The following is a 22,417-nucleotide window of genomic DNA, read 5'->3' on the forward strand; positions in this document are numbered from 1 at the left end:
GACGAACGCCCCAGCCGGAAGCACCCGATGGCCGAAACCTCGATCGACGCGGCGGCAGCGCCGCCCCCGAGCCGTTTCCTCTACAATCTCTTCCGGCGCAATCTGAGCGCCAAGGTCGCGGCGACGCCGATGGTCGCCACCGTGCTCGTCGTCTTCGTCGGCTGCACGCTCTGGACCGTCTACTACTCCTTCACCAATTCCCGCGCCCTGCCGACCGGCGATTTCGTCGGCTTCGCCCAGTATGAGCGGCTGTTCGCCGCGCGGCGCTGGAACGTCTCGGTCCGCAACCTCCTCCTCTTCGGTGTCCTGTCGCTCGTGCTGAGCATGACGATCGGCTTCCTGCTCGCGGTGCTGATGGACCAGAAGATCCGGCTCGAGAACACGCTCCGCACCATTTTCCTCTATCCCTTCGCGCTCTCGGCGATCGTCACCGGCCTCGTCTGGCAGTGGATCATGAACCCGACCCTCGGGCTGCAGACGACGCTGCGCAATCTCGGCTGGGAGAGCTTCACCTTCGACTGGATCACCAACACCGACATGGTGATCTACGCCCTCGTCATCGCCGATCTCTGGCACAAGACGGGATTCGTCACGGTGCTGATGCTCGCCGGACTGCGCAGCATCGACGACGAGATCTGGAAGGCGGCGCGCGTCGACGGCATCCCGACCTGGCGCACCTATCTCTCGATCGTGCTGCCGATGATGCGCGGCGTCATCATAACGACGCTCGTCATCGTCGGCTCGGCGATCGTCCGGCTCTACGATCTCGTCGTGGCGCTCACCGATGGCGGTCCCGGCATCGCCTCCGAAGTGCCGGCGAAATACGTCATCAACTACATGTTCAGTGGCGGCAATCTCGGTCAGGCGCTGGCCGGCTCGACGATCATGCTCGCCGCGGTCCTCGTCTTCCTCATTCCCTGGGCGATCATCGAGTTCCGCCCGAAGAAGGAGCGCTGAGCCGATGACCGCCCTCCCCGCCACTGCCCCCTCGGCGGTCGTGCCGAGCGGCCCGCGCCCGAAGCGCGTCGCCGCCTCGCGGATCGTGCTCTACGGCATCCTGCTCGTCGCGGCGCTCTATTACCTGCTGCCGCTCTATGTGATGGTGACCACCTCGCTGAAGGGCCTGCCGGAAATCCGGCTCGGCAACATCTTCGCCCCGCCGCTCGAGGTGACCTTCGAGCCCTGGGTCAAGGCCTGGACGAGCGCCTGCACCGGCCTCACCTGCAAGGGGCTGAGCCCGGGCTTCTGGAACTCGGTCAAGATCACCATTCCCTCGACCGTCCTCTCGGTGCTGATCGCGGCGGTGAACGGCTACGCGCTCGTCAACTGGCGCTTCCGCGGCTCCGAGTTCTTCTTCACCGCACTGATCTTCGGCTCCTTCATCCCCTATCAGGTGATGGTCTATCCGCTGGTGCTCGTCACCGCGAGCCTCGGCATCTTCGGCACGCTGCAGGCGGTCATCCTGATCCATACGATCTTCGGCATGCCGATCCTGACGCTGCTCTTCCGCAACTACTTCGCCTCGCTGCCGCCCGAACTGTTCAAGGCGGCGCGCGTCGACGGCGCCGGTTTCTGGCGCATCTTCTTCCAGATCATGCTGCCGATGTCGCTGCCGATCCTCGCCGTCGCCATCATCCTGCAGGTCACCGGCATCTGGAACGACTTCCTGTTCGGCGTGATCTTCGCCGGAACGCAGAATTATCCGATGACCGTGCAGCTCAACAACATCGTCAATTCGACGCAGGGCGTGCGCGAGTACAACGTCAACATGGCGGCAACGATCCTCACGGGGCTCGTACCCCTCGCCGTCTACTTCGTCTCCGGACGTCTGTTCGTGCGCGGCATCGCGGCCGGCGCGGTGAAAGGATAGTCATGGCGAGCGTCTCGATACGCGATCTCGCGGTCCGCTTCGGCGCGGTCACGGTGTTGCAGAAGCTGCGGCTCGACATCGCCGAGGGCGAGTTCATCGTGCTGCTCGGGCCCTCGGGCTGCGGCAAGTCCACCCTCCTCAACGCCGTCGCCGGCCTGCTCGACGTCTCCGAAGGCCAGGTCTGGATCGGCGGCAAGAACGTCACCTGGGAGGAACCGAAGGACCGCGGCATCGGCATGGTGTTCCAGTCCTATGCGCTCTATCCGAGCATGTCGGTCCGCAAGAACCTCTCCTTCGGCCTGCGCGTCGCCGGGCTGCCGAAGGCCGAGGTCGAGCACCGCGTCGCCCGCGCCGCGAAGATCCTGCAGATCGAGCCCCTCCTCGACCGCCGCCCCTCGCAGCTCTCCGGCGGCCAGCGCCAGCGCGTCGCGATCGGCCGCGCCTTGGTGCGCGACGTCGACGTGTTCCTGTTCGACGAGCCGCTGTCCAATCTCGACGCCAAGCTCAGGACCGAGCTGCGCGTCGAGATCAAGCGGCTGCACCAGGAGCTCGGCTCGACGATGATCTATGTGACGCACGATCAGATCGAGGCGCTCACCCTCGCCGACCGCGTCGCCGTGATGAGCGGCGGGCTGATCCAGCAGCTCGCGACGCCGAAGGAGATCTATCGCCGCCCGGTCAACCGCTTCGTCGCCGGCTTCGTCGGCTCGCCCTCGATGAACTTCGTCGAGGGCCGGCTTTCGACCACCGGGGGAGGCGTCGCCCTCGAGGTCGGCGAAGGAGCGCGGGTGCCGCTCGACGGCTATGTCTTCGCGACGCCGCCGCAGGACGGCCGGCCGGCGACGCTCGGCGTGCGGCCCGAACAATTGACGCTCGCGGCCGTCGAAGGCGGGTCGCGGCTGCCGGTCGTGTTCAACCTCGTCGAATCGATGGGGGCCGACAGTCTCGCCTGGGGCCGGATCGCCGGGGCGCTCGCCTCGATGCGGGTCGAGCCGGAGGAAGAGGTGCCGACCGGCCGACCGGTCGAGATCTTCTTTCATCCCGAGCACGCTTCGCTTTTCGACGCCAAGACCGGCGAAAGGCTGTAGCAGGTCGGCAGAGTCAATCGTCCTCGCCCAGGACGAGGATCGCTCGAGGGACGTCCGGGGGCGACGTCCGGACAAGCGCACGACATCCATCCGGCCGCGAGGCGGCCGGCCGACACCATTGAGAAAGGGCCTTCGGGCCGACCACCGAGGACTACGACATGGCGAAGCCTCTCATCTCGTTCCAGCTCTATTCGGCGCGGAACTTCCCCCCGCTCGAGGCGCAGCTCGAAACGCTCGCGGCGATCGGCTACGACGCCGTCGAGCCCTATCTGCCGCTCTATGCCGACGACCCGAAGGGCTTCCGCGCCCGGATCGACGCCGTCGGCCTCGCCGCGCCGACCTTCCACGCCCCGCTCGCCGGTGTGACGGGGGAGACCGAGCGCTTCATCGACATCGCAAAGACGATCGGCGCCACCGCGATCGTCGTGCCCTATCTCGTCGCCGAGGAGCGGCCGACCGATGTCGACGGCTGGAAGGCGATCCACGACAAGCTCGCCACCGCGGCACAAGCGGCACAGGCCGCCGGGCTCGGCTTCGGCTGGCACAATCACGATTTCGAATATGTCGCGCTCGCCGACGGTTCGCGGCCGATCGACCATCTGATCGGCGGCCTCGTCGGCGCCGAGGTCGATATCGGCTGGGCGGTTCGCGCCGGCCGCGACGCGGCGGAAGAGATCGCCAAGCTCGGCGACGCGGTGATCGCCTTCCATATCAAGGACCTCGCGCCGGCCGGCACGACGGTCGACGACGGCTGGGCGAATGTCGGCGAGGGCGTCATCGACTGGGCGGCGCTGTGGCCCTCGATCACGGCCGCGAAGAATGCCGGCGTGCTCGTCGCCGAGCACGACAACCCGTCCGACTGGCGCGCCTTCGCCGAGCGCTCCTTCGCGGCGATCAAGGCGCTGGCCGGCTGAGGATCGCGATGAGTACCGTTCACAAGATCGGCCTGATCGGGGCCGGCAACATCTCCGCAGCTTATCTGACGCTGGCGCCGCTCTTTCCCGGCACCAAGATCGTCGCGGTGGCCGACATCGCGCCGGAGGCGGCGAAGGCACGCGCCGACGCCTTCGGCGTGCGGGCCGCGACCGTCGACGAGCTGCTCAAGGACGACGAGATCGACACGGTGATCAACCTGACGATCCCGTCGGCGCATTACGCGGTCAGCCATGCGATCCTCTCCGCCGGCAAGCACGCCTATTCCGAGAAGCCCTTCGCGCTCTCGGTCGAGGACGGCAAGAAGCTCGTCGCCGAGGCGGATGCGCGCGGGCTGAAACTCGGCTCGGCCCCCGACACCTTCCTCGGCGGCGGCGGCCAGACGGCGCGGCGGCTGATCGACGAGGGCCGGATCGGCCGGATCATCTCGGGCACCACCCATGTGATGAGCCGGGGCATGGAGCACTGGCATCCGAACCCGGCCTTCTTCTTCGAGCCGGGCGCGGGGCCGGTGCTCGACCTCGGCCCCTATTACATCGCCCAGCTCGTCAATCTCGTCGGGCCGGTCAAGTCGGTCGCGGCGCTCGCCTCGATCGGCTATGCGGAGCGGCTCGTCACGGCCGAAGGGCCGATGAAGGGCAGGACCGTTCCGGTCTCGACCCCGACGACGATCAATGCCGTGCTCGAATTCCTTTCGGGCGCGCAGATCACGCTCGGGGCCAGTTGGGACGTCTGGAAGCACGGCCACGTCAACCCGATCGAGCTCTACGGCTCGGAGGGGACGATGCTGGTGCCGGACCCGAACTTCTTCGGCGGCGATCTGCAGGTGAGCGCCCATGGCGGCGATTTCGCGACGGTCCCGACCGCCGACGCACCGTTCGGCAAGGCGAACTGGCACGACGGCCGGCACGCCAATTACCGCATGCTGGGCGTTGCCGACCTGCTCGACGCCGCCGATACGGGCCGCGAGCCGCGATGCTCGGGCCGGGTGGCGCTGCACGCGCTCGACGTGATGGTATCGATCCTCGAGGCGGCGGCCGACCGGCGCGTCGTCACGGTCTCGACCACCACCGAGCGCCCGGCGCTGCTGACCGCCGAGGACGCCGCGCGGCTCACCGCACCGCGCTGATCGAAACGGCCGCGCCGCTCGCTACCGCCGCTCGGGACGCGGCTCGGCGAGCGGCGCGCGCGCCTCGGGCGGAAGCGCGAGGAGGGCGTCGAACGTCGTCCGCTGCACGGTGTCCTGCATCGCGCCGACCTCGAGCCGGATCTCGCGCAAGAGCGCGTCGATCGCCGCCCGGTCGGGGCTCGGCACCGCCGCCTGACGGTCGAGATCGGCCCTCAGCGCCTTCAGCCGCTCGAGCCGCGTCCGCATCTCCGGCTGGATCGGCGCCAGCGCGGCTTCGACGACCGCGATCGCGTCCGGCGCGAGGCGGCCGCGCAACCACCGCAACTCGGTCTGGATCACCCGCATCTGCCGGTCGCCATGGCTCTTGCTGAACAGATCGCGGCCGAAATCGGTGAGTGCCAGACCGAGAAAGAAGCTGTTGAGCGCCAGCGAGGCGACGAGTGCCAGCCAGAGCCAGCCTCTCCGCCGCGACCGGGCCGGGGCATCCACCATCAGAAATCGCCTTCCGTCGGCCCGAAAACCAGCGTGTCGAGCTGCACCACCTGAACCGGATCGCCGGCGAAGGGTGGCACGATCGAATCGACCATGCCGCCGAGCGCCGCGGCGAGCACGATCACCGCGGCCGCCGCCGCTGCACGGTGGCGCAGATGGCGGCGCGGCGCGATGGCGGGCGCAACACGCGCCGAGACGGCGGCAGCGATCCGCTCCATCGCCTTCGCGTCGGCGATCTCCCCGTCGAGCGCGCGTGCGGCGAGGGTGAGGCCGCGGTTGAGGTTGACGGCGCCGTCGCGGTAGGCGCGGAAGTCGCGGTCGGCGAGCATCGCCTCCCGCGCACGCGCCGCCCGCGCCAGATCGGGCCAGGTTCCCGGATGCGGTCCGTACCGGTCGACGGCCTCGAAGAGCGCCCGCCGGCGTGCGCCCGAATCCTCGTGTCCTTGCTTGTTCATCCTCGTGCGCCCTTTTCGAACGCCTCCCCTTCGGCCGCCTCTTCTTGTTCGATGATCTGCCGGACCCGTCGCCGGGCCCTGGCGAGCAGGGATTCATAGGCGTGCTCGCCGATCGCCATGACACTCGCCGCCTCGGCCTGGGGCAGTTCCTGGAAATGGCTGAGCACGATCGCGATGCGCTGCCGGTCCGGCAGCCGGGCGAGCGCGGCGCGCACCCGCCGCACATCGTCGGCGCGGATCATCTCCTGATCGGCGCGCGGCGCATCGTCTTCGAGCGTATCGTCGAGCCCGTCTATATCGATCTGCGGCCGCCGTCGGCGCAGCCGGTCGATGCAGAGCCGGTAGGCGACCTGATGCAGCCAGGTGGCGAGGCGGGCGTTCGGCTGCCAGGCCTCGGCCTGCTGCCAGAGCCGCACCAGCGCCTCCTGCACCACTTCCTCGGCCTCGGCGAGATCAGTGAGCGTCGCCGCCGCGAAGCGCGTCAGCCGCGGCGCCTCGATCGCCATCAGCCGGGCGAAGGCGCCGCGGTCGCCGGCGGCGACCTCCTGCATCAGGGCGTGATCGGCCTCGATGGCCGCCCTGTTTCTCGATTCGTCGCTCTGCGCCAACGCCTCGCCCCGTGCCGGCCGCACCGCGTCCGGCGCGCTCCGCCGGGTCTCCGCCGGATGACGATAGCGCAATCGCTGCCCGTCGGCATCGGAACGCGCGGTCGCGCCGCGGATCATCGACACGATGTCCTCCCCTATTCGGCGGCGATGGGCAGCGGCATGCCGTCGCCCTCCTCCGCCGGCTTCGCGGGACGGGCGGTCTCGGCGGTCTCGCGCCGGCCTAGGGCGCGCGCCGCGACGAGTTCGCGCTCGAGGCGCGCCTCTTCCGCAACGCGCGGCTTCGAGAAGCGGGCGAGGCCGAGGAAGACCACCGGCGTCAGGAACAGCGTCGCGAGCGAGGCGAAGCCGAGACCGCCGATCATGATCCAGCCGAGCGCCGCGCGCGCCTCGGCGCCGGCGCCGCCGAAGATGATCAGGGGCAGGCCGCCGAGCACCGTTGCGATCATCGTCATCAATACCGGGCGCAGCCGGATCAGGCAGGCGTCGCGGATCGCGTCGCGCACCGAATGGCCCTCGTCGCGCAGCTGGTTGGCGAACTCGACGATCAGGATGCCGTTCTTCGCCATCAGCCCGACGAGCAGAACGAGGCCGATCTGGGTGTAGATGTTGAGCGAGCCGCCGACGAGCGCGATCGAATAGAGGCCCGCCGCGACGCCGAAGGGCACGGTGGCAAACAGGATCGCCGCCGCGACGAAGCTCTCGAACTGCGCCGCGAGCACGAGGATGATGACGACGACGGCGAAGAGGAAGGTCTGCGCCACGCCGCTCGACGTCTCGTTGAGGGTCCGCGCCTCGCCCGTGAAGACGATGCCGAGCCCGGGCGAAAGCGTCTCGCCCGCGAGTTGCGTCGCGTGCGTCATCGCCGTGCCGAGGTCGACGCCGTCGGCGAGCGTCGCGGTGAGCGGCACCGCGCGCTTCTGCGACTGGCGCGCCAGCGTCGGCGCGACCGCCTCCTCGGACACCGTGACGATCGAGGACAGCGGCACCATCACACCCGAAGCCGTGCGGATCTGCACGTTCTCGAGATCGGCCGGATCGTCGATCAGGCCGCGTGGCGCCTGCGCGATGATGTCGAACTTGTCGTCGCCGACATAATAGTCGCCGACATCCTTGCCATCGAGCAGGGTCGAAACCATCGTGCCGACATCGGCGAGCGAGATGCCGAGATCCTCGGCCCGCTCGCGGTCGATGTTGACCGAGAGCTGCGGCTGGTTCGGTTCGTAATTGAGCTGGACCTGGGAGAACACCGGGTCGCGGCTCATCGCGGCGAGCAGCGCATCCGCCCCGGTCGCGATCTGGTCATAGGAATTGCCGGTCACGGCGAAGGTGAGGCCCTGACCGCCGCCGCGCAGGCCGAGGCTGTTCGACTGGCGGATCGAGGCGCGGACGCCCGGAATGCCGGCGAGGCGCCGGTTGAGCTCGGCGGCGATCTCCTGCTGCGAGCGGCTGCGCGTCTCCCATGGGGCGAGCGTCGCGATGACGAAGCCGCTGTTCGAGCTGCCGCGGCCGGCGACCGTCATCAGCGCGGTCGCCTCGCCCGACTTCAGGATCGGCTGCACCGCCTGTTCGACGAGCGCGAGCTGGCCTTGCGTATAATCGACGGTCGAGCCCTGCGGCGTCGACACGACGATGAACAGCGAGCCGCGATCCTCGGGCGGGGTGATCTCGTTGGCGAGATTGGTGAAGACGAGCCACGCGCCGCCGGCGAACACGATGCTCGCGACGACGACCACCGCCGGGGCGGCGAGCGCGGCGTCGAGCAACCGCTCATAGAGCCGGTAGCCGGCCCGGCCGATCCGGCCGAGGAAGCGCGTGAAGAGGTTCCCTGCTCCTTCCGCCCGCTCTTTCAGCATGCGCGAGGCGAGCATCGGCGCGAGCGTCAGGGCGACGAAGGCGGACAGGATCACCGAGAAGGCCATGACGAAGCCGAACTCGGAGAAGAGCCGGCCCGCCGTGCCCTGGAAGAACGAGATCGGGATGAACACCGCGGCGAGCGTCGCGGTGGTCGACAGCACGGCGAAGAACACCTGGCGCGCGCCGAGCACGGCGGCGGCGCGCGGCCCGGCGCCCTCATGGCGCCGGCGCGCGATGTTTTCGAGCACCACGATGGCGTCGTCGACGACGAGGCCGGTGGCGAGCACGATGGCGAGAAGGGTCAGGATGTTGAGCGAGAAGCCCATCAGATACATCGCCGCGACCGTGCCGAGCAGCGAGACCGGCACGGTGACGGCCGGGATCAGCGTCGCCCGCAGCGAGCCGAGGAACAGGAAGATGACGGCGATGACGATCGCGATGGCGAGCACGAGGCTGCGCTCGACCTCGTGGAAGGCGCCGTTGATGAAGTCGGCGTCGTCGGAGGTGACGGAGATCTGTACGCCCTTCGGCATCGAGGCGTTGAGTTCCGCGATGGCGGCGCGGATGCCCTTCGAGATGTCGAGCGTGTTCGACTGCGCCTGGCGGATGATGCCGAGGCCGACGCCGGTGGCGCCGTTGATGCGCAGCGACGAGATCGTGTCGGCCGGTCCGTAGACCACATCGGCGACGTCGGAGACGCGCGTCGTGCCCTTGATGCGGATCGCCGCGATCTCTTCGGGCGTCTTCGCGCTCGCATCGGCGCGCACCAGCAGCGACCGGTCGCGGTCGGCGAGCGATCCGGCCGGCACGTCGAGCGAGACGGTGCCGAGCGCGTTCTGCAGGTCGACGACGGTCAGCCCGTGCGCGGCGAGCTTCATCGGGTCGATATAGATCGAGATGCGCGGCTGGCGGTCGCCGTTGACGTCCACCTCGGCGACGCCGTCGACCGAGGTCAGCCGGTCGACGATCTGATCGTCGACGAGCCGGGTGAGTTCCTCGATCGGCATGCCGGGCGCGGTGACGGCGAGCCGCATGATCGCGTCGCCGTCGGAATCCGCCTTGACGATGGTCGGCGGATCGGCGTCGTCGGGCAGGTTGCGCGTCACATTGCCGACCGCGTCGCGCAGGTCGCTCGCCGCGACGTTGATGTCGACGGAATCGCGGAACTGCACGGTGACGCGGCTGCGGCCCGCCTGCGAGGTCGAGGCGATGTCGCTCCAGCCGGAGACGCCGGCCGCCGCCGCCTCGATCACCGCGGTGATCTCCTTGTCGACCGTCTCCGGCGTCGCGCCGTCATAGGTCGTGTTGATGGTGACGACCGGCTGGTCGACATTCGGCAGTTCGCGGATCTCGACCGAGCCGATCGCGGCGAGACCGGCGACGACGATCAGCAGATTGGCGACGATCGCGAGTACCGGCCGGCGGACGGACAGCGCCGAGATGCCGCCGAAGCCGCCGCCACCCGCCGCCTCGAGCTTCTCGTCGGGCGTCGTCTGGCCTTCCGGCGCGTCCTTGCCGGTCTCGGAACGGGATTTGTGCGCCATCAGCCGCGCTCCCCGGCCGCCGCGGTCGTCTCGGGCGCCGCACCGGCGAGCGCGATCTTCGCGCCTTCCCGCAGGCGCTGCACGCCTTCGACCGCGATCGGATCACCGGCCGCGATCTCGCCCTCGACGAGCACCTGGCCGCTCTCGCGCCGCGTGATCGTGACGGCGGCGCGCTTCACGGTGTCGCCGTCGACCTTCCAGACATAGGAGCCGCCCTTGTCCCATTGGATGGCGGCAGAGGGCACGGCGAGCCTCTGCTCCTGCGGGAAGTCGAGCGCAACCGTCACCGCCGCGCCGGGCTTGATGCCCGCCGCCTCGGCGTCCTCGACGTCGAGCGTCGCCTCGAGCTTCAGCGTGCGCGCGGTCGGGTCGATGCGGCTGTCGATCGCCGAGAGCCGGCCGTCGATCGGCTGGGCGGATCCCTCGCCGGTCGCCTGAAGGCTCTGGCCGAGCGTCACCCGGCCGGCGAAGCGCTCCGGCACGACGAAGGAGACCTTCATCGTCGAGACGTCGTCGAGCGTGGTGATCAGCGTCGTCGGCGTGACGAGGGCGCCGATCGCGAGATCGGAAAGGCCGACGACGCCGTCATAGGGCGCCGCGATGGTCCGCCGCGACAGGGCGATCTGCGCCGAGCGCAGGTCGATCGCCGCCCGGTCGGCGCCCGAGCGCGCATCCGACAGCGCGACGTCGGTGATGTTGTTGCTCTGCTGCAGCCGCTCGGCCCGGGCGAGCGCATCCTGCGCGTCCTTGAGGGCGATGCGGGCCCGGTCGACCTCGACGACCTGATCGGCATCGTCGAGCTCGACCAGCGTCTCGCCCGCCGTCACCCGGTCGCCCGCCTTGAAGTGGACGGCCGAGACGGTTGCCGTGACCTGCGGATAAATGCCGATCGAGCGGGCGACGGCCACCGTGCCGATCGCCCGCACCGAATCGGAGAACGGCGTGGTGGCGACCGGCTGGGCGACGACGAGGATCGGGCCGGTCGCGAAACCGCGCCCGCCGCCCCGTCCGCCGCGCGCCGGCTGCGACGAATCGGCGACCTCGACGCCGAGGAGGGTCGCCCTCTTCGTCCAGGCATACCAACCGCCCGCGACCAGAGCGAGCACGACGAGGGAGAGAGCAATCTGCTTCCAGGCGGACATGAGACCTTCCGTGGTGGCGACCGGACTCCTTCAACGCAGGGCGGCGCATGATCCGTCGCGGCCTCTTACCGCAGTGCAAACACCCCCGCGCGGCGTCCTCGTGCCGGCCCGGCGCGCCGCCGGATGGTTGAATTGGCGCAGCCGAGCGCTTACACAAGGCCAGCAGGAACCGGAAGGAACCGGAAAAGCCGATGCGCCTGACCCAGCAGACCAGCTATTCGATCCGTGTGCTGATCTATTGCGCGACGAATCCCGGCCGCAACAGCCGCATCCGCGACATTGCCGCGACCTATGCGATCTCCGAGCTGCACCTCTTCAAGATCATGCACGTCCTGGTGGAGCAGGGCTATATCGAGACGGTTCGCGGCCGCAATGGCGGCATCCGGCTCGCCCGGCCCGCCTCCGACATCACGATCGGCGAGGTGGTGCGCGCCACCGAGAGCAATTTCCATCTCGTCGACTGCTTCGACGATGCGCACCGCGACTGCCCGCTCGTCAGCGCCTGCGGCTTCAACCGCGTGCTCGACGAGGCGCTCAAGGCCTTCTTTGCGGTGCTCGACAGCTATTCGATCGCCGACATCGCCGCCAATCGCGGCGCGCTGCGCTCGCTGCTCGACATCGAGAGCCAGACCATCCATCCGCTGCTCGAGGCGAGCTTCGCGCCGACCAGCCGGCAGTGAGGCCGCGGGCGGCGACGCCCGAAGTTAAATATTGACTTCGGCGCTCATCTTTTCCTAGCTGACGGCGGCGAACGATCGCCTCGCAGCAAAGGGTAGCGCCATGCCGGTCCGGCAATTCTCTTCCCGTGCCTTTCGCGCCGCGGTTCTCGGCGCCGCGCTCGCCGGCTTCGGCGCGGCGCCGGCTCTCGCCGAGGATGCGCCGAAGCGGATCGGCGTCGAGCTCAACGCGGTCGCGGCGACCGACAAGGCCTGCCGGCTGAGCTTCCTGGTCGAGAACGATCTCGACGTCGCGATCGACGATCTGGCCCTCGAGCTCGTGCTCTTCGACAAGGATGGCCGCGTCGACCGCTTCGTCGTCGTGCGCACCGGCCGGCTGCCGCTCGCCAAGCGGCGGGTGAAGCAGTTCGACGTGCCCGAGGTGAAGTGCGATTCGATCGGCAGCGTGCTCGTCAACGACGTGTCGGAATGCACCGGCCCCGGGCTCGACGCCACGGTCTGCCTCGATCGGCTCGCCATCTCCTCCCGCGCCGCGATCGGCTTCTCGAGCTGACACGGGCGCGATGAGCGAGCGCTCCCTCAGAAGGACGACCTTCGTCACGGCGCTCGGCCTCTCCGTCGCCGCGCACGCGGCGGTATTCACCTGGGAGTGGCCCGAGGACCGCATCGCGGAGGCGGGTTCGGGCAGCGGCGCCCCCGTCGAGGGCTCGATCGAGGCGGTGCTCGGCACGGCGATCCCGGTCGAGGCCGTCGATGCCGATGCCGTCGAGGCGACCGCGCAACCCGTGCCCTCCGAGGCGCGGCCTGTCGAGACGACGGAAACGGAGCCGCTCGAGGCGACGTCGCCGCCTGTCGCCGAGGCGGCCCGCCCCGTCGAGGTCGCTGAGGCGGAGCCGGCGACGACGCCGGCTCTCGATCCGATTGAGCAGGACACGCCCCCGCCGCCCGCACAGGTCGCCGAAACGCCGCCCCTCGATCGCCCCGCCGAAGCCGCCCAGCCGTCGGCCCCGCAGGAACTCGCCGCGCTGACGCCGGAGGCGGCGACCGAGGCTCCGCGCAGCGCCGAGGCGCCGGCGCCGGCGGAGGAATTCGACCTCCCCGCCGTCGAGACCGAGACGGACGGCCTAGCGGAGCCGCAGGCCGAAACCGTCGATCCGGCCGCCGCCACGCCCCTGGCGCCCCCGACCGCCGCCGTCGAGGCGGGCCCGGTCGAGACGCGATCGGCCGCCGCGCCAACCCGCGCCGTCGAGGCCGAACCGGTCGAGACGGCTCCCCCCGCAACCGAGCCCGACCGGCCGACCCTCGCAGAAGCACGCCCGGTCGAAGCCGAGCCCGCCGAGGCGCTTCCGGTCGAGACGGCGGAAACGCCCGCGCCCCGCCCCCTCGATGCGCCGGAGGTCGCCGAGGTGGAGCCGGTCGCGCCCGAGGCGGTGGAGGTCACCGAGGCCGAGCCGGACGAGCCGCCACCCGTGCCGATCGCCAAGCCGGAGGTCGTCGCCGCGGCCGAGCCCGAGCGGCCCCGGCCGCCGCGGACCGAACGCACCGAGCGGCGCGAGCCGCCGGCGAAGAGCCGTCCGGCCGCCGCCGGCAATGCCGAAGCGGACTCGCGCGCCGGCGCGAGCCGCTCACAGAGCCGGCAGGCGACCGGCGAAGGGCTCGGCCCCGCCGCGGTCGCGGGCGCCGGCGATGCGTCGCTGTCGGACTATCGCGGCAAGGTGCGGGCGAAGCTCCGCCGGACGCTGCGCTATCCGCGCTCGGAGGCGCGCCGCGGCAATGTCGGCGCCGCCCAGGTCGTGTTCACGATCGCGTCCGATGGTTCGGTGCGCAGCGTCCGCCTCGCCCACAGCTCCGGCAACAGCGTGCTCGACGACGCCGCGCTCGACAGCGTGCATCGCGCCGCCCCCTTCCCCTCTCTGCCGGGCGGTGCCGGTTCCCTCGAGATCGCGGCACCGATCCGTTTCACGGCCCGCTAGGCGGGCTGCAGAGCCCGCCACCGGCGCAGCAGCCCGACCGTTATCGCGACCGCGACACCCGACAGCAGGGCCGAGATCAGGAAGAGCGCGGCATAGCCGAGCCGGTCGGCGAGCACGCCCGAGATCGACGAGCCGAGCAGATAGACGATCAGCTGGGCACAGGCGAGGATGGTGAAGTCGGTGCCCGGCTGATCGCTCGACGATACCGCCATGAACAGGCTGTAGAGCGCGACGATCTCCATGTAGCGGATCATCGTCTGCAGTGCCGCCGCTCCGATCACCGCCTCGACGCCGGTGACCCAGCCGAGCGCGTGCAGACCGAAGAGCAGGAAGCAGAGGGTGCGCAATCCGCCGAGGAAGAGCAGCGTGCCCGACAACCCGGTGCGCCGCACCAGCACCGCCGCGACCACCGAGCCGATCAGGCCGGCCGTCGCGGCGGAGAGGCCGGACAGATAGCCGATCCAGGAAAGCGGCAACCCGGCATCGACCAGATAGCTGCCCTCCATCGCCTTCACGAGCCCCTCGCTCGCCCGGTAGACGAGCGCGATCACCAGAACCGCGACGGCCTCCCTGCGGGCGAAGAAGGCGCGGAAGCGCGGTTTCGGCCGGGCGGCGTCGCGCGGCCGGTCGTCGCCCGCCATCAGCGGCAGGACGAGGAGCGGCAGCGCCGAGAAGGCGGCGATGACGAGGATGGTGTCGCGCCAGCCGATCCGCTCGAAGAGCACCAGGCCGAGCGTCCCGCCGATGATCACCGAGAAAGCGACGGCGCCGCCCTGAATCGCATTGCCGACCGGCCGGTCGTCGGGGGCGAGCGCCGAGGTGGCGTAGGCATCGGTGGCGATGTCCTGCGTCGAGGTGAGCAGCGAGACGGCAGCGCCGACGACGAAGATCGGCCAGATGGCGAGCGGATCGAGAAAGGCGAGCAGCGCGATCGCGGCGACGGAGAGGAGCTGCGTCGGCAGGATCCAGCCGCGCCAGTGTCCGATCGGCAGCAGTTCGAAGCGGTCGACGAGCGGCGCCCAGAGGAATTTGAGCACCAGCGGCACCATCAGGAAGGACAGCATGCCGATCGTGGTGCGCGAAACGCCGTATTCGCGCAGCACCGGCGGCACCGCGGCGACGATCAGGTAGCCCGGCACGCCCTGGGCGACATAGAGCCCGGCGAGCGAGACGAAGATGCGCAGCCGTCGCGCATCGAGCGGGCGGCGGGCGGAGACGGCGGTCATGCGCCGAGCCCTCGGGCGGCCAGATGGCGGCGGGCGAAGGCGAGGCCCTCCTCCCGGTCGGCGGTGACGAGCACGGGGAAGCTCCACAGACGCGAGAAGGTGTTCTGCATCGCCGCCGTCGGCGTCGGGCGGACGATGGCGCAGGCGCGGCAGGTCGCATCCATCGTCGCGCGGGTGCGCTTGAACCAGAGCGCCTGCGCCCGCTCGCCCTCGTGGCCGAACTTGCGTCCGCCCGACAACTCGACGACCAGCGCGAAAGGCGACCGCCGCAGGGCGATCGCCTCGAGGGCGGCGAGATAGTCCGCCTCGTCGCGGTCCGAGGGAGGATCGCCGAGCTCCAGCCGGACGATCCCCTCCCCTTCTTCCGAAAGGCGCAGCATCAGAACGATGTCGTGTAGCTGATGGCGAGGGTGCGGCCGAGCCCCTCGACGGGGACGCTGCGCGTCGCCGTCGCGGTCGGATTGATGTAGTCGGTGTCGAAGATGTTGCGGATGCCGAAGCCGAGCGTGCCGCTGCCGATACCGTAGCTGCCGATCAGGTTGAAGAGCGCCGTGCCGTCGAGCGTCTCTCCGGCGATCTTGTCGCGGCCGGAAAGGATTTCGGCCTCGCCGCGCAGATAAAGGCCGCTGTCGAAATGATGGCCGAGCGAGGCCACCGCCTTGAAGGGCGTCGCGATGCGGTTGTTCGGCATCCACTCGTCGCTTTCGATCTCACCGTCCTTGTCGGCGTCGTAGAGCCCTTCCTGGTAGGCGAGGACGAGGCCGATCGTGGTCGCGGTGGTGACGTCGATCTCGCCGGAGAACTCCGCGCCCCAGATCCGCTCGGCCTGTTGCGTCACCCGGTTGGCGGCGACGTCATAGGTGACGCCGTCGTCCGAGGTCGAAAGGAAGCCCGAGAGCGAGGCGCGCACGATCTGCCAGTTGCCGCGGGTGCCGATCTCGTAGCTGTTGACGATCTGCGGCTCGGGCGCGATGTCGGCATAGTCGATGCTGCCGCCCGGATTGGCCGCGCAGCTATAGCCGTAATAGAGGCCGAGCAGGGTCGGGATGACCGGATTGTTGCCGTAGGCGTCGCAGATCTCCGCCGCGCTGTTGATGCCGGCGCGCCGGGTGAAGGCGCCGATATCGGTGATCGAGAAGCCTTGCGAGAAGCTCGCGAAGGCCTCCACCTCGTCGGTCACGTCGAACACGGCACCGGCGTTGAAGGTGAGCGCGTCATAGTCGAAGGAGCCGCCATAGACCTCGATCGCCGTCGGCACGAAGGTCGGGCTGAAGCCGAGCACCCAGGCGTCGGGCCGGGTGAAATCCTCGACGTCGAGGAAGAACTTCTCGTAACGTACCCCGCCACGCAGCCGCAGCCGCTCGGTCACCGGCACATCGAGCTGCGCGAAGGCGGCGACGGAATCCTGCGTCATCGGCGCGATGGCGTCCCAGCCATTGGCGAGTTCCTGGCTGGTGGTGTCGTGCGCATAGTCGACACCCCAGGTGAGCTTCGCTCCCTCCTTCACCCAGTCGAGCGGCGAATCGACCGTCGCATTGACGCCCGTCCGCTCGCTGTAGAGCGTCGACTGGTTGAACCAGGCCGTCGGATCCGACGGATTGCCAGAGTAATAGACCTGTGAGTTCGCCGCCGACAATGTGCTGAACGGCGAGCCCTTCTCGATGTCGTTGTAGAAGGCCTTGATCTCGAGACTGCCGAGGATGAAATCGCTCTCGGTGAAGCGGCCGGTGAAATACTTCGAATCCTCGGTGAGCGGATCGCCCGTATAAGCATCGCCATAGGCCGGCGAAGCCGGATCGGTGGCGTAGTTGGTGAACCAGTCCGGCTTCTGCTCCGCATAGGTCCATTCGGCCGAGAGTTCGAACCGCCGGCTGCCGAGCTCGTAACCGAGCATCGCCGAGAGATCGCCATACTGCGTACGGTCGCCGCCGCCCTGGCCGAGCATGGCGTCCGAGGGCATTTCCGCTCCGCTGCCGCCATAGGTGCGCCGCGTCCAGTAGCCGGAGCCCGAGACGAAATAGTCGACCGCGCCGGACGTGCCGGAGACCGACACCGACCCGTCCGGCCCGACGGATTCCGCGAGGTTTGCGGTGAAGGCGCGCGCCCCGGCGCGGACCGTCACCGTCGGCTTGTCGCCCTCGCCGCGCCGGGTGATGAAGTTGATGGTTCCGCCCGTTGCGCCCGAGCCATAGAGGCTCGATGCGCCGGAGACGATCTCGATCCGCTCGACCGTCGACAGATCGACGAGGTTGAGCACGCGCGAGATGTTGCGCAGCGGTGTCGTGCGCGGCACGCCGTTCACCATCACCATCACGTCGCGGCCGCGAAAATTCTCCGAGGCGCCCGAGATCGTCTGGTTGGAGAAGGAATAGCCCGGAACGAGCCGCGCGATCAGTTCCGCCGGCGTCGACCGCGCGGCGAGCGCACGCTCGATCTCCTCACGTTCGATCACCACCACGGAGGCCGGCGTATCGGAAACCGCACGCGAGGACCGGCTCGCGGTGACGACGATCTCCTCGAGAACGGCGCGCTCCTGCGCGAAGGAAGGCAAAACACAACCGTTCGCCGCCACGACGGCGGCGCCGAGCACCAGGATACGCATGAAATCCGCCCCACGGATTGATGACCTTACGAGTCATATTTGTGGGGCGGATGGCGGTCAACCCGGTCATCCCCGATCAGAACCGTTCGAAACTGATCAGCCCTTGATGCCGGCGGTGAGCATGATCGCCTGCGTCACGCGGCGCTGGAAGATCAGATAGGCGGCAGCGACCGGCAGGGCGGCGAGCACCGCGCCGGAAAGCTGGCGGGCGTAATAGACGCCGAACGCGTCCTTCACCTGCGTGATGCCCACCGTGATCGTCATCGTCCGCTCGGACGTGGTGACGAGGAAGGGCCAGAGGAAATTGTTCCAGGCGGCGATGAAGGTGATGATCGCGAGCGCGGTGGTGATGCCCCAGTTCATCGGCAGGAAGACGCGGAAGAGCAGCTGGAACCAGTTGGCACCGTCGACGATCGCCGCCTCGCGCAGTTCCTTCGGCACGGAATCGAAGAACTGCTTGTAGACGATCACCGAAATCGGCGCGATCAGCTGCGGCAGGATGATCCCCGTCCAGGTGTTCACGAGCCCCAGATCGTTCATCAGGATGAAGTGGGTGACGATCAGCGCCTGCATCGGCACCATGAAGCTGGCGAGGATCATCAGATAAAGCAGCCGCCGGCCGGGGAAGCGGAGCTGCGAGATGGCGAAGCCGCAGGCCGCGCTCATGACGACGACGAGCACGGTGACCGCCACCGCGGTGACGATCGAATTGACGTACCAGGTGCCGAGATTGGTGTTCTGGATAATGTGGATATAGCCGCCGAGCGTCCAGTCCTCGGGCAGGAAGTGGACGCCCGGCCGGATCGTCTCGTGCTCCGGCTTCAGCGTGGTGATCACCGCCCAATAGAGCGGGAAGGCCCACAGCGTCGCGGCGAGCAGGGTGAAGGTGGTCAGGCCGATGCCGACCGGATCGAAGCGGCGCGTCATCAGCGGTCCCTCGCCCGAAGGAACTGGTATTGCAGCACGGAGAGCGCGACGATCAGCACGAAGAGCGCGAGCGCGATCGTCGCGCCATAGCCGCCCTTGTTGGTGACGAAGGCCTGCCGGTAGATCGCCTGGACGAGCACCATGGTCGTGTTGGTCGCGCCGCCGAGCGTCAAGAGATAGAGCTGGTCGAAGATCTTCAGTTGCAGGATCAGCTGGATGGTCAGGACGAGCGCCGCGACCGGCCAGATCAGCGGAAGCGTGATGTGGCGGAACTGCTTCCAGCGGCCGGCGCCGTCGAGCGCCGCGGCATCGTAATACTCCGATGAGATGTTCCGCAGCCCGGCGAGAAAGAGCAGGATGTTGAAGCCGCAGGTCCACCAGATGGTGACGAACCCGACGGTCGGCATGATCCAGGCGCGGGTGCGGAACACCGGCACGCGCTCGCCGACGAAGAAGGACAGCGGATATTGCGCGATGCCGAATTGCGGATCGAGCACCCATTGCCAGATCAGCGTCACCACCGAGACCGGCAGGATATAGGGGAGGAAGAAGGCGGCGAGGACGACGCTCTGCAGCCAGCCCTTGAGGCGCGACACCATCATGGCGATCAGGAGCCCGATCACCGTGTTCGGCACGACGGTCAGGAGCACGAAGTAAAGCGTGTTCCAGAGCGCGTTCCAGAACTGCCGGTCGCTCCACATCCGGACATAGTTTCGGACTCCGACCCAGGCGCCCTCGCCGATCAGCGGCGCGTCGGTGAAGGTCAGCTCGACCATCTTGACGGTCGGATAGATGAACAACACCAGATAGGCGACGACGAAGGGCGCGATCAGCACGGCGGCGGCCCGCGCCTCGCTCTTCCGGCTCTTCATGCGACGGTCACTCCCTCGGTAAGACGGGTGCGGCGGCCGCCCGCAGGCGGCCGCCCTTCAGCCGCCGATGCTCAGGGGAGCTGGCCGTTCAGGTCGTCGCGGAACGACTCGACCGCCTCGGCGGGATCCATCTCGCCATTGACGGCCGGCACGAAGTAATTGCCGGTCGCCTCATAGACCGGCGAGGCGACGCCGGCGATCACCGATTGCGGATCGAACACCGCCGTCTCGGCGAGCGGCGCATAGGTCGCATTCGGTTCCATCGCCTTGAACTCGCCCGTCTGGGTGACCGGGACATAGGCCGGTATATGGCCGGCCGAGGCCCAGGCGAGGCTGTTCTGGTTCATCCAGGCGATGACGGTCAGCACCGCCTTGAGCTTCTCGGGGGAGATCTCCTTGCCGACATTGTTCGGGATGGCGAAGGCGTGCGAATCCGCCCAGGTCGCCTTGTGGCCGAGCAGGGCCGGCATCTGGATCGCACCCCACTCGAAGCCGAGCTGGTTCTTGGCGGCGAGGTCGACCATGGTCGGCACTTCCCAGACGCCGTTCAGGAACAGCGGCGCCTTGCCCGAGGTGAAGAGCGCCACCGAGGCCGGATATTCGGTCGCCTTGGGGAGCCAGCCCTGCGCCGACCAGTTGGCGATCGCCGACAGCGCCTTCTTCGCCTTGTCGAGATTCTCGTCGCCCGGCAGCACGCCGCCCTCGCCGAGGAAGGCGCCGTCCTGCTGGCCGAGCAGCGAATAGAAGACGCGCCAGACCCCGCCATCACCGGCGGTCTGGAACGACAGACCGTAATCGGACGGGCCGTCGGTCAGCTTCTTCAGCGCCGCGTCGAAACCCTCGAGCGTATCGAGGCCGGCCGGCTTGCCGTCGGCGCCGATCAGCCCGGCCTCGGCGAGCCGGTCCTTGTTGTAGTAGAGAACGAGCGAATGGATATCGAAGGGGACGGCGTAGAGCTTGCCGTCGACCTGCGCCGCCTGGAAGTTCGCCGGGGCATAATCCTCCGGCTTCAGGCCGGCGCTCGCCAATTCCTCCGGCGTGATCTCGCGCAGCGTGTTGGTCGAAACGCCGAGCGGCAGGCGCGACAGGTGATAGGTCATCACGTCCGGACCCTCGCCGACCGCGGCGGAGGTCTGCACCTTGGTATAGAACGGCACACCCCATTCGAGCGTCGTGGCATCGATCTGGATGTCCGGATGGTCCTCGTTGAACTTCTGGATCAGAGCCTTCATCCGGACGCCGTCGCCGCCGGACAGGAAGTCCCACCAGACCACGGTTTCCTTGGCGTGCGCCATGCCGGCGCCGAGCGCGAAGAGCGCGGTGGCGGCGAGCGCCTTCTTGAGCAGTCGATTCATCTCGTTTCCTCCCTGGGTTCTTGGATCGAAGGCGCGGCGTCCTTCCCTCGCCGCGCCGTCTCGCCGGCGGTCCGCCGGCTCGCATCCCGCGGCCCGCGCCACGGAAAATCGCCGGCGCCCCCTCGGCGGGGGCGCCGCCCGGCTCAGGCTGAGAGCCGGATCATGCTGTAGGAGAGCGGCGGCAGCGTCGCCGCGAGCCGGCCGTCCTCGACGCCGGTGCCCGAATGCGCCTTCGGCACGACATTGTCGGGATTGTCGGCGGTGTTCTTCGCCCGCAGGTCGTCGTGCTTGATGAGCACGTGCTCGGCGAGCCGCAGCCCGGCATAACCCTCGAGCGCGACCGAGAGGTCGAGCGCCTCGGTCTGGTGCCGGTTGACGGCGAAGAGGGTGACGCCGCCCTCCGCATTCTCGACGCCGGCGACATCGAGATAGGGCACGTCGTCGGCGATCGAGGCGTCATAGGTGCCGACGTCGACGGCGAGGCGCAGCGCCTTGCCCCGGCCGTGCAGCGAGGCGTTCTGCAGCGGATAGTAGATCGTCTGCCGCCAGGCGCGGCCGCCGCGCTCCGTCATGATCGGCGCGATGACGTTCACGAGCTGCGCGATGCAGGCGATCTTCACCCGGTCGGACCGCCGGATGAAGGTGTTGAGGATGCAGCCGACCTGCAGCACGTCCTCGAAGTCGTAAATGTCCTCGAGCACCGGCGGCGCTTCCGGCCAGTCCTGCGCCGCCATCGTCTCCTTGTCCTGCAGCCGCGTGTGATACCAAACGTTCCATTCGTCGAACGAAATGGTGAGCTGCTTCTTCGAGCGCTTCTTCGCCTTGATATAGTCGATCACGCCGCCGATCGTCACGATATAACGGTCGACACGTTCCGGAATGGCCAGATACTCGGCCGTATTGTGCTCGTAATTGGTAAAATACATGTGCAGCGAGATGTGATCGGCGGCGTCGTAGCACTCGTCGAGCACATCGGCCTCCCATTGCGGGTAGGTCGGCATGTCGGGGTTGGACGAGCCGCAGACGACGAGCTCGAGCGACGGATCGAAGGCCCGCATCGCCTTCGCGGTCTCGTTGGCGATCTTGCCGTACTGGCGCGCGGTCATGTGGCCGACCTGCCAGGGTCCGTCCATCTCGTTGCCGAGGCACCACAGCTTGACGTTGTGCGGCTCGGCCCATCCGTGCTTCTTACGCAGATCGCTCCAGTAGGAGCCGCCCGGATGGTTGCAGTATTCGAGGAAGTTGCGGGCCGCGTCGAGCCCGCGCGAACCGAGATTGACGGCGAGCATCGGCTCCGTGCCGACCTTGCGGCACCAGTCGATGAACTCGTTCGTGCCGAGCTGATTGCTCTCGCGGGTGCGCCAGGCGAGATCGAGCCGCACCGGCCGCTCCTCGCGCGGGCCGACGCCGTCCTCCCAATTGTAGGCCGAAACGAAATTGCCGCCGGGATAACGCACATAGGGCGTGTCGATGCCCTTCACGAGCTCCATCACGTCGCGGCGGAAGCCCTGCTCGTCGGCGGTGGGATGGCCGGGTTCGTAGATGCCCGAATAGACCGCCCGCCCGAGATGCTCGAGGAAGCTGCTGTAGAGACGGTGGTCGATCGGGGCGATGACGAAATCGCGGTGGACGGTGACGGCGGCTTTCACGGGCGATGTCCTCTTGTCGCT

At 68.6% G+C, this 22,417-nt stretch carries 20 protein-coding genes; 8 read left to right on the forward strand and 12 right to left on the reverse strand.

The features are described from left to right. The first annotated feature begins 27 nt into the window (after positions 1 to 27). The 5 genes from GGQ63_RS03945 (at position 28) to GGQ63_RS03965 (ending at position 5,020) form a co-directional block, all read left to right on the forward strand. Entirely contained in the window at positions 28 to 957 is a 930-nt protein-coding gene (locus GGQ63_RS03945) for a carbohydrate ABC transporter permease (protein ID WP_183852800.1), read from the forward strand. A 4-nt stretch (positions 958 to 961) separates the two neighbouring features. Then, positions 962 to 1,870 (forward strand): carbohydrate ABC transporter permease, encoded by a 909-nt coding sequence (locus tag GGQ63_RS03950; RefSeq protein ID WP_183852802.1) that lies wholly within the window; start codon positions 962 to 964, stop codon positions 1,868 to 1,870. Positions 1,871 to 1,872: 2 nt separating this feature from the next. Beyond that, positions 1,873 to 2,958 (forward strand): ABC transporter ATP-binding protein, encoded by a 1,086-nt coding sequence (locus tag GGQ63_RS03955; protein ID WP_183852804.1) that lies wholly within the window; start codon positions 1,873 to 1,875, stop codon positions 2,956 to 2,958. 158 nt (positions 2,959 to 3,116) lie between these two features. Continuing rightward, on the forward strand, positions 3,117 to 3,872 hold the full coding sequence (locus GGQ63_RS03960) for a sugar phosphate isomerase/epimerase family protein (protein WP_183852806.1): 756 nt from the start codon (positions 3,117 to 3,119) through the stop codon (positions 3,870 to 3,872). Between the two features lie 8 nt (positions 3,873 to 3,880). Next, entirely contained in the window at positions 3,881 to 5,020 is a 1,140-nt protein-coding gene (locus tag GGQ63_RS03965) for a Gfo/Idh/MocA family protein (protein WP_183852808.1), read from the forward strand. Positions 5,021 to 5,041: 21 nt separating this feature from the next. Here the strand turns inward: GGQ63_RS03965 and GGQ63_RS03970 are convergent, their stop codons facing one another. From GGQ63_RS03970 to GGQ63_RS03990, 5 genes are read right to left on the reverse strand one after another with little or no spacing between them, the layout of a single operon-like run. Continuing rightward, complete coding sequence (locus GGQ63_RS03970) at positions 5,042 to 5,512, reverse strand: periplasmic heavy metal sensor (protein ID WP_183852810.1); 471 nt, start codon at positions 5,510 to 5,512, stop codon at positions 5,042 to 5,044. Next, on the reverse strand, positions 5,512 to 5,967 hold the full coding sequence (locus tag GGQ63_RS03975; RefSeq protein WP_183852812.1) for a hypothetical protein: 456 nt from the start codon (positions 5,965 to 5,967) through the stop codon (positions 5,512 to 5,514). The genes GGQ63_RS03970 and GGQ63_RS03975 overlap by 1 nt, the downstream gene beginning before the upstream one ends. Continuing rightward, complete coding sequence (locus tag GGQ63_RS03980; protein ID WP_246429646.1) at positions 5,964 to 6,692, reverse strand: sigma-70 family RNA polymerase sigma factor; 729 nt, start codon at positions 6,690 to 6,692, stop codon at positions 5,964 to 5,966. Before GGQ63_RS03980 ends, GGQ63_RS03975 begins: the two co-directional genes overlap by 4 nt. Before the next feature lie 17 nt (positions 6,693 to 6,709). Then, entirely contained in the window at positions 6,710 to 9,973 is a 3,264-nt protein-coding gene (locus GGQ63_RS03985; RefSeq protein ID WP_183852814.1) for an efflux RND transporter permease subunit, read from the reverse strand. After that, the gene (locus GGQ63_RS03990; RefSeq protein WP_183852816.1) at positions 9,973 to 11,115 is read right to left on the reverse strand and encodes an efflux RND transporter periplasmic adaptor subunit; all 1,143 of its coding nucleotides are present in this window, start codon (positions 11,113 to 11,115) and stop codon (positions 9,973 to 9,975) included. Before GGQ63_RS03990 ends, GGQ63_RS03985 begins: the two co-directional genes overlap by 1 nt. A 191-nt stretch (positions 11,116 to 11,306) precedes the next feature. Here GGQ63_RS03990 and rirA point away from each other — a divergent pair, with 191 nt between their 5' ends. From rirA to GGQ63_RS04005, 3 genes are all read left to right on the forward strand, one after another. Then, on the forward strand, positions 11,307 to 11,795 hold the full coding sequence (gene rirA / locus GGQ63_RS03995; protein ID WP_183852818.1) for an iron-responsive transcriptional regulator RirA: 489 nt from the start codon (positions 11,307 to 11,309) through the stop codon (positions 11,793 to 11,795). A gap of 100 nt (positions 11,796 to 11,895) precedes the next feature. Further along, positions 11,896 to 12,345 carry a hypothetical protein gene (locus GGQ63_RS04000; RefSeq protein ID WP_183852820.1) on the forward strand — a complete coding sequence of 150 codons (450 nt, stop codon included), beginning with the start codon at positions 11,896 to 11,898 and terminating at the stop codon, positions 12,343 to 12,345. A 10-nt stretch (positions 12,346 to 12,355) separates the two neighbouring features. Further along, positions 12,356 to 13,765, forward strand: coding sequence for a TonB family protein (locus GGQ63_RS04005; RefSeq protein WP_183852822.1), 1,410 nt, complete (start codon positions 12,356 to 12,358; stop codon positions 13,763 to 13,765). Here the strand turns inward: GGQ63_RS04005 and GGQ63_RS04010 are convergent. From GGQ63_RS04010 to arfA, 7 genes are all read right to left on the reverse strand, one after another. After that, on the reverse strand, positions 13,762 to 14,991 hold the full coding sequence (locus tag GGQ63_RS04010; protein WP_183852824.1) for an MFS transporter: 1,230 nt from the start codon (positions 14,989 to 14,991) through the stop codon (positions 13,762 to 13,764). The two genes, GGQ63_RS04005 and GGQ63_RS04010, sit on opposite strands and share 4 nt — an antisense overlap. Then, entirely contained in the window at positions 14,988 to 15,371 is a 384-nt protein-coding gene (locus GGQ63_RS04015; RefSeq protein ID WP_246429612.1) for a hypothetical protein, read from the reverse strand. Before GGQ63_RS04015 ends, GGQ63_RS04010 begins: the two co-directional genes overlap by 4 nt. Then, positions 15,371 to 17,593 carry a TonB-dependent receptor gene (locus GGQ63_RS04020; protein WP_183852826.1) on the reverse strand — a complete coding sequence of 741 codons (2,223 nt, stop codon included), beginning with the start codon at positions 17,591 to 17,593 and terminating at the stop codon, positions 15,371 to 15,373. Before GGQ63_RS04020 ends, GGQ63_RS04015 begins: the two co-directional genes overlap by 1 nt. A gap of 96 nt (positions 17,594 to 17,689) precedes the next feature. Continuing rightward, positions 17,690 to 18,520 carry a carbohydrate ABC transporter permease gene (locus GGQ63_RS04025; protein ID WP_183852828.1) on the reverse strand — a complete coding sequence of 277 codons (831 nt, stop codon included), beginning with the start codon at positions 18,518 to 18,520 and terminating at the stop codon, positions 17,690 to 17,692. After that, entirely contained in the window at positions 18,520 to 19,392 is an 873-nt protein-coding gene (locus GGQ63_RS04030; protein ID WP_183852830.1) for a carbohydrate ABC transporter permease, read from the reverse strand. Before GGQ63_RS04030 ends, GGQ63_RS04025 begins: the two co-directional genes overlap by 1 nt. A 71-nt stretch (positions 19,393 to 19,463) precedes the next feature. Beyond that, on the reverse strand, positions 19,464 to 20,747 hold the full coding sequence (locus GGQ63_RS04035; protein WP_183852833.1) for an extracellular solute-binding protein: 1,284 nt from the start codon (positions 20,745 to 20,747) through the stop codon (positions 19,464 to 19,466). 143 nt (positions 20,748 to 20,890) lie between these two features. After that, complete coding sequence (gene arfA / locus GGQ63_RS04040; RefSeq protein WP_183852835.1) at positions 20,891 to 22,396, reverse strand: arabinosylfuranosidase ArfA; 1,506 nt, start codon at positions 22,394 to 22,396, stop codon at positions 20,891 to 20,893. Between the last annotated feature and the right edge of the window lie 21 nt (positions 22,397 to 22,417).

Source organism: Prosthecomicrobium pneumaticum (genome assembly GCF_014199915.1).
GTDB classification, from domain to species: Bacteria; Pseudomonadota; Alphaproteobacteria; order Rhizobiales; family Kaistiaceae; genus Prosthecomicrobium; species Prosthecomicrobium pneumaticum.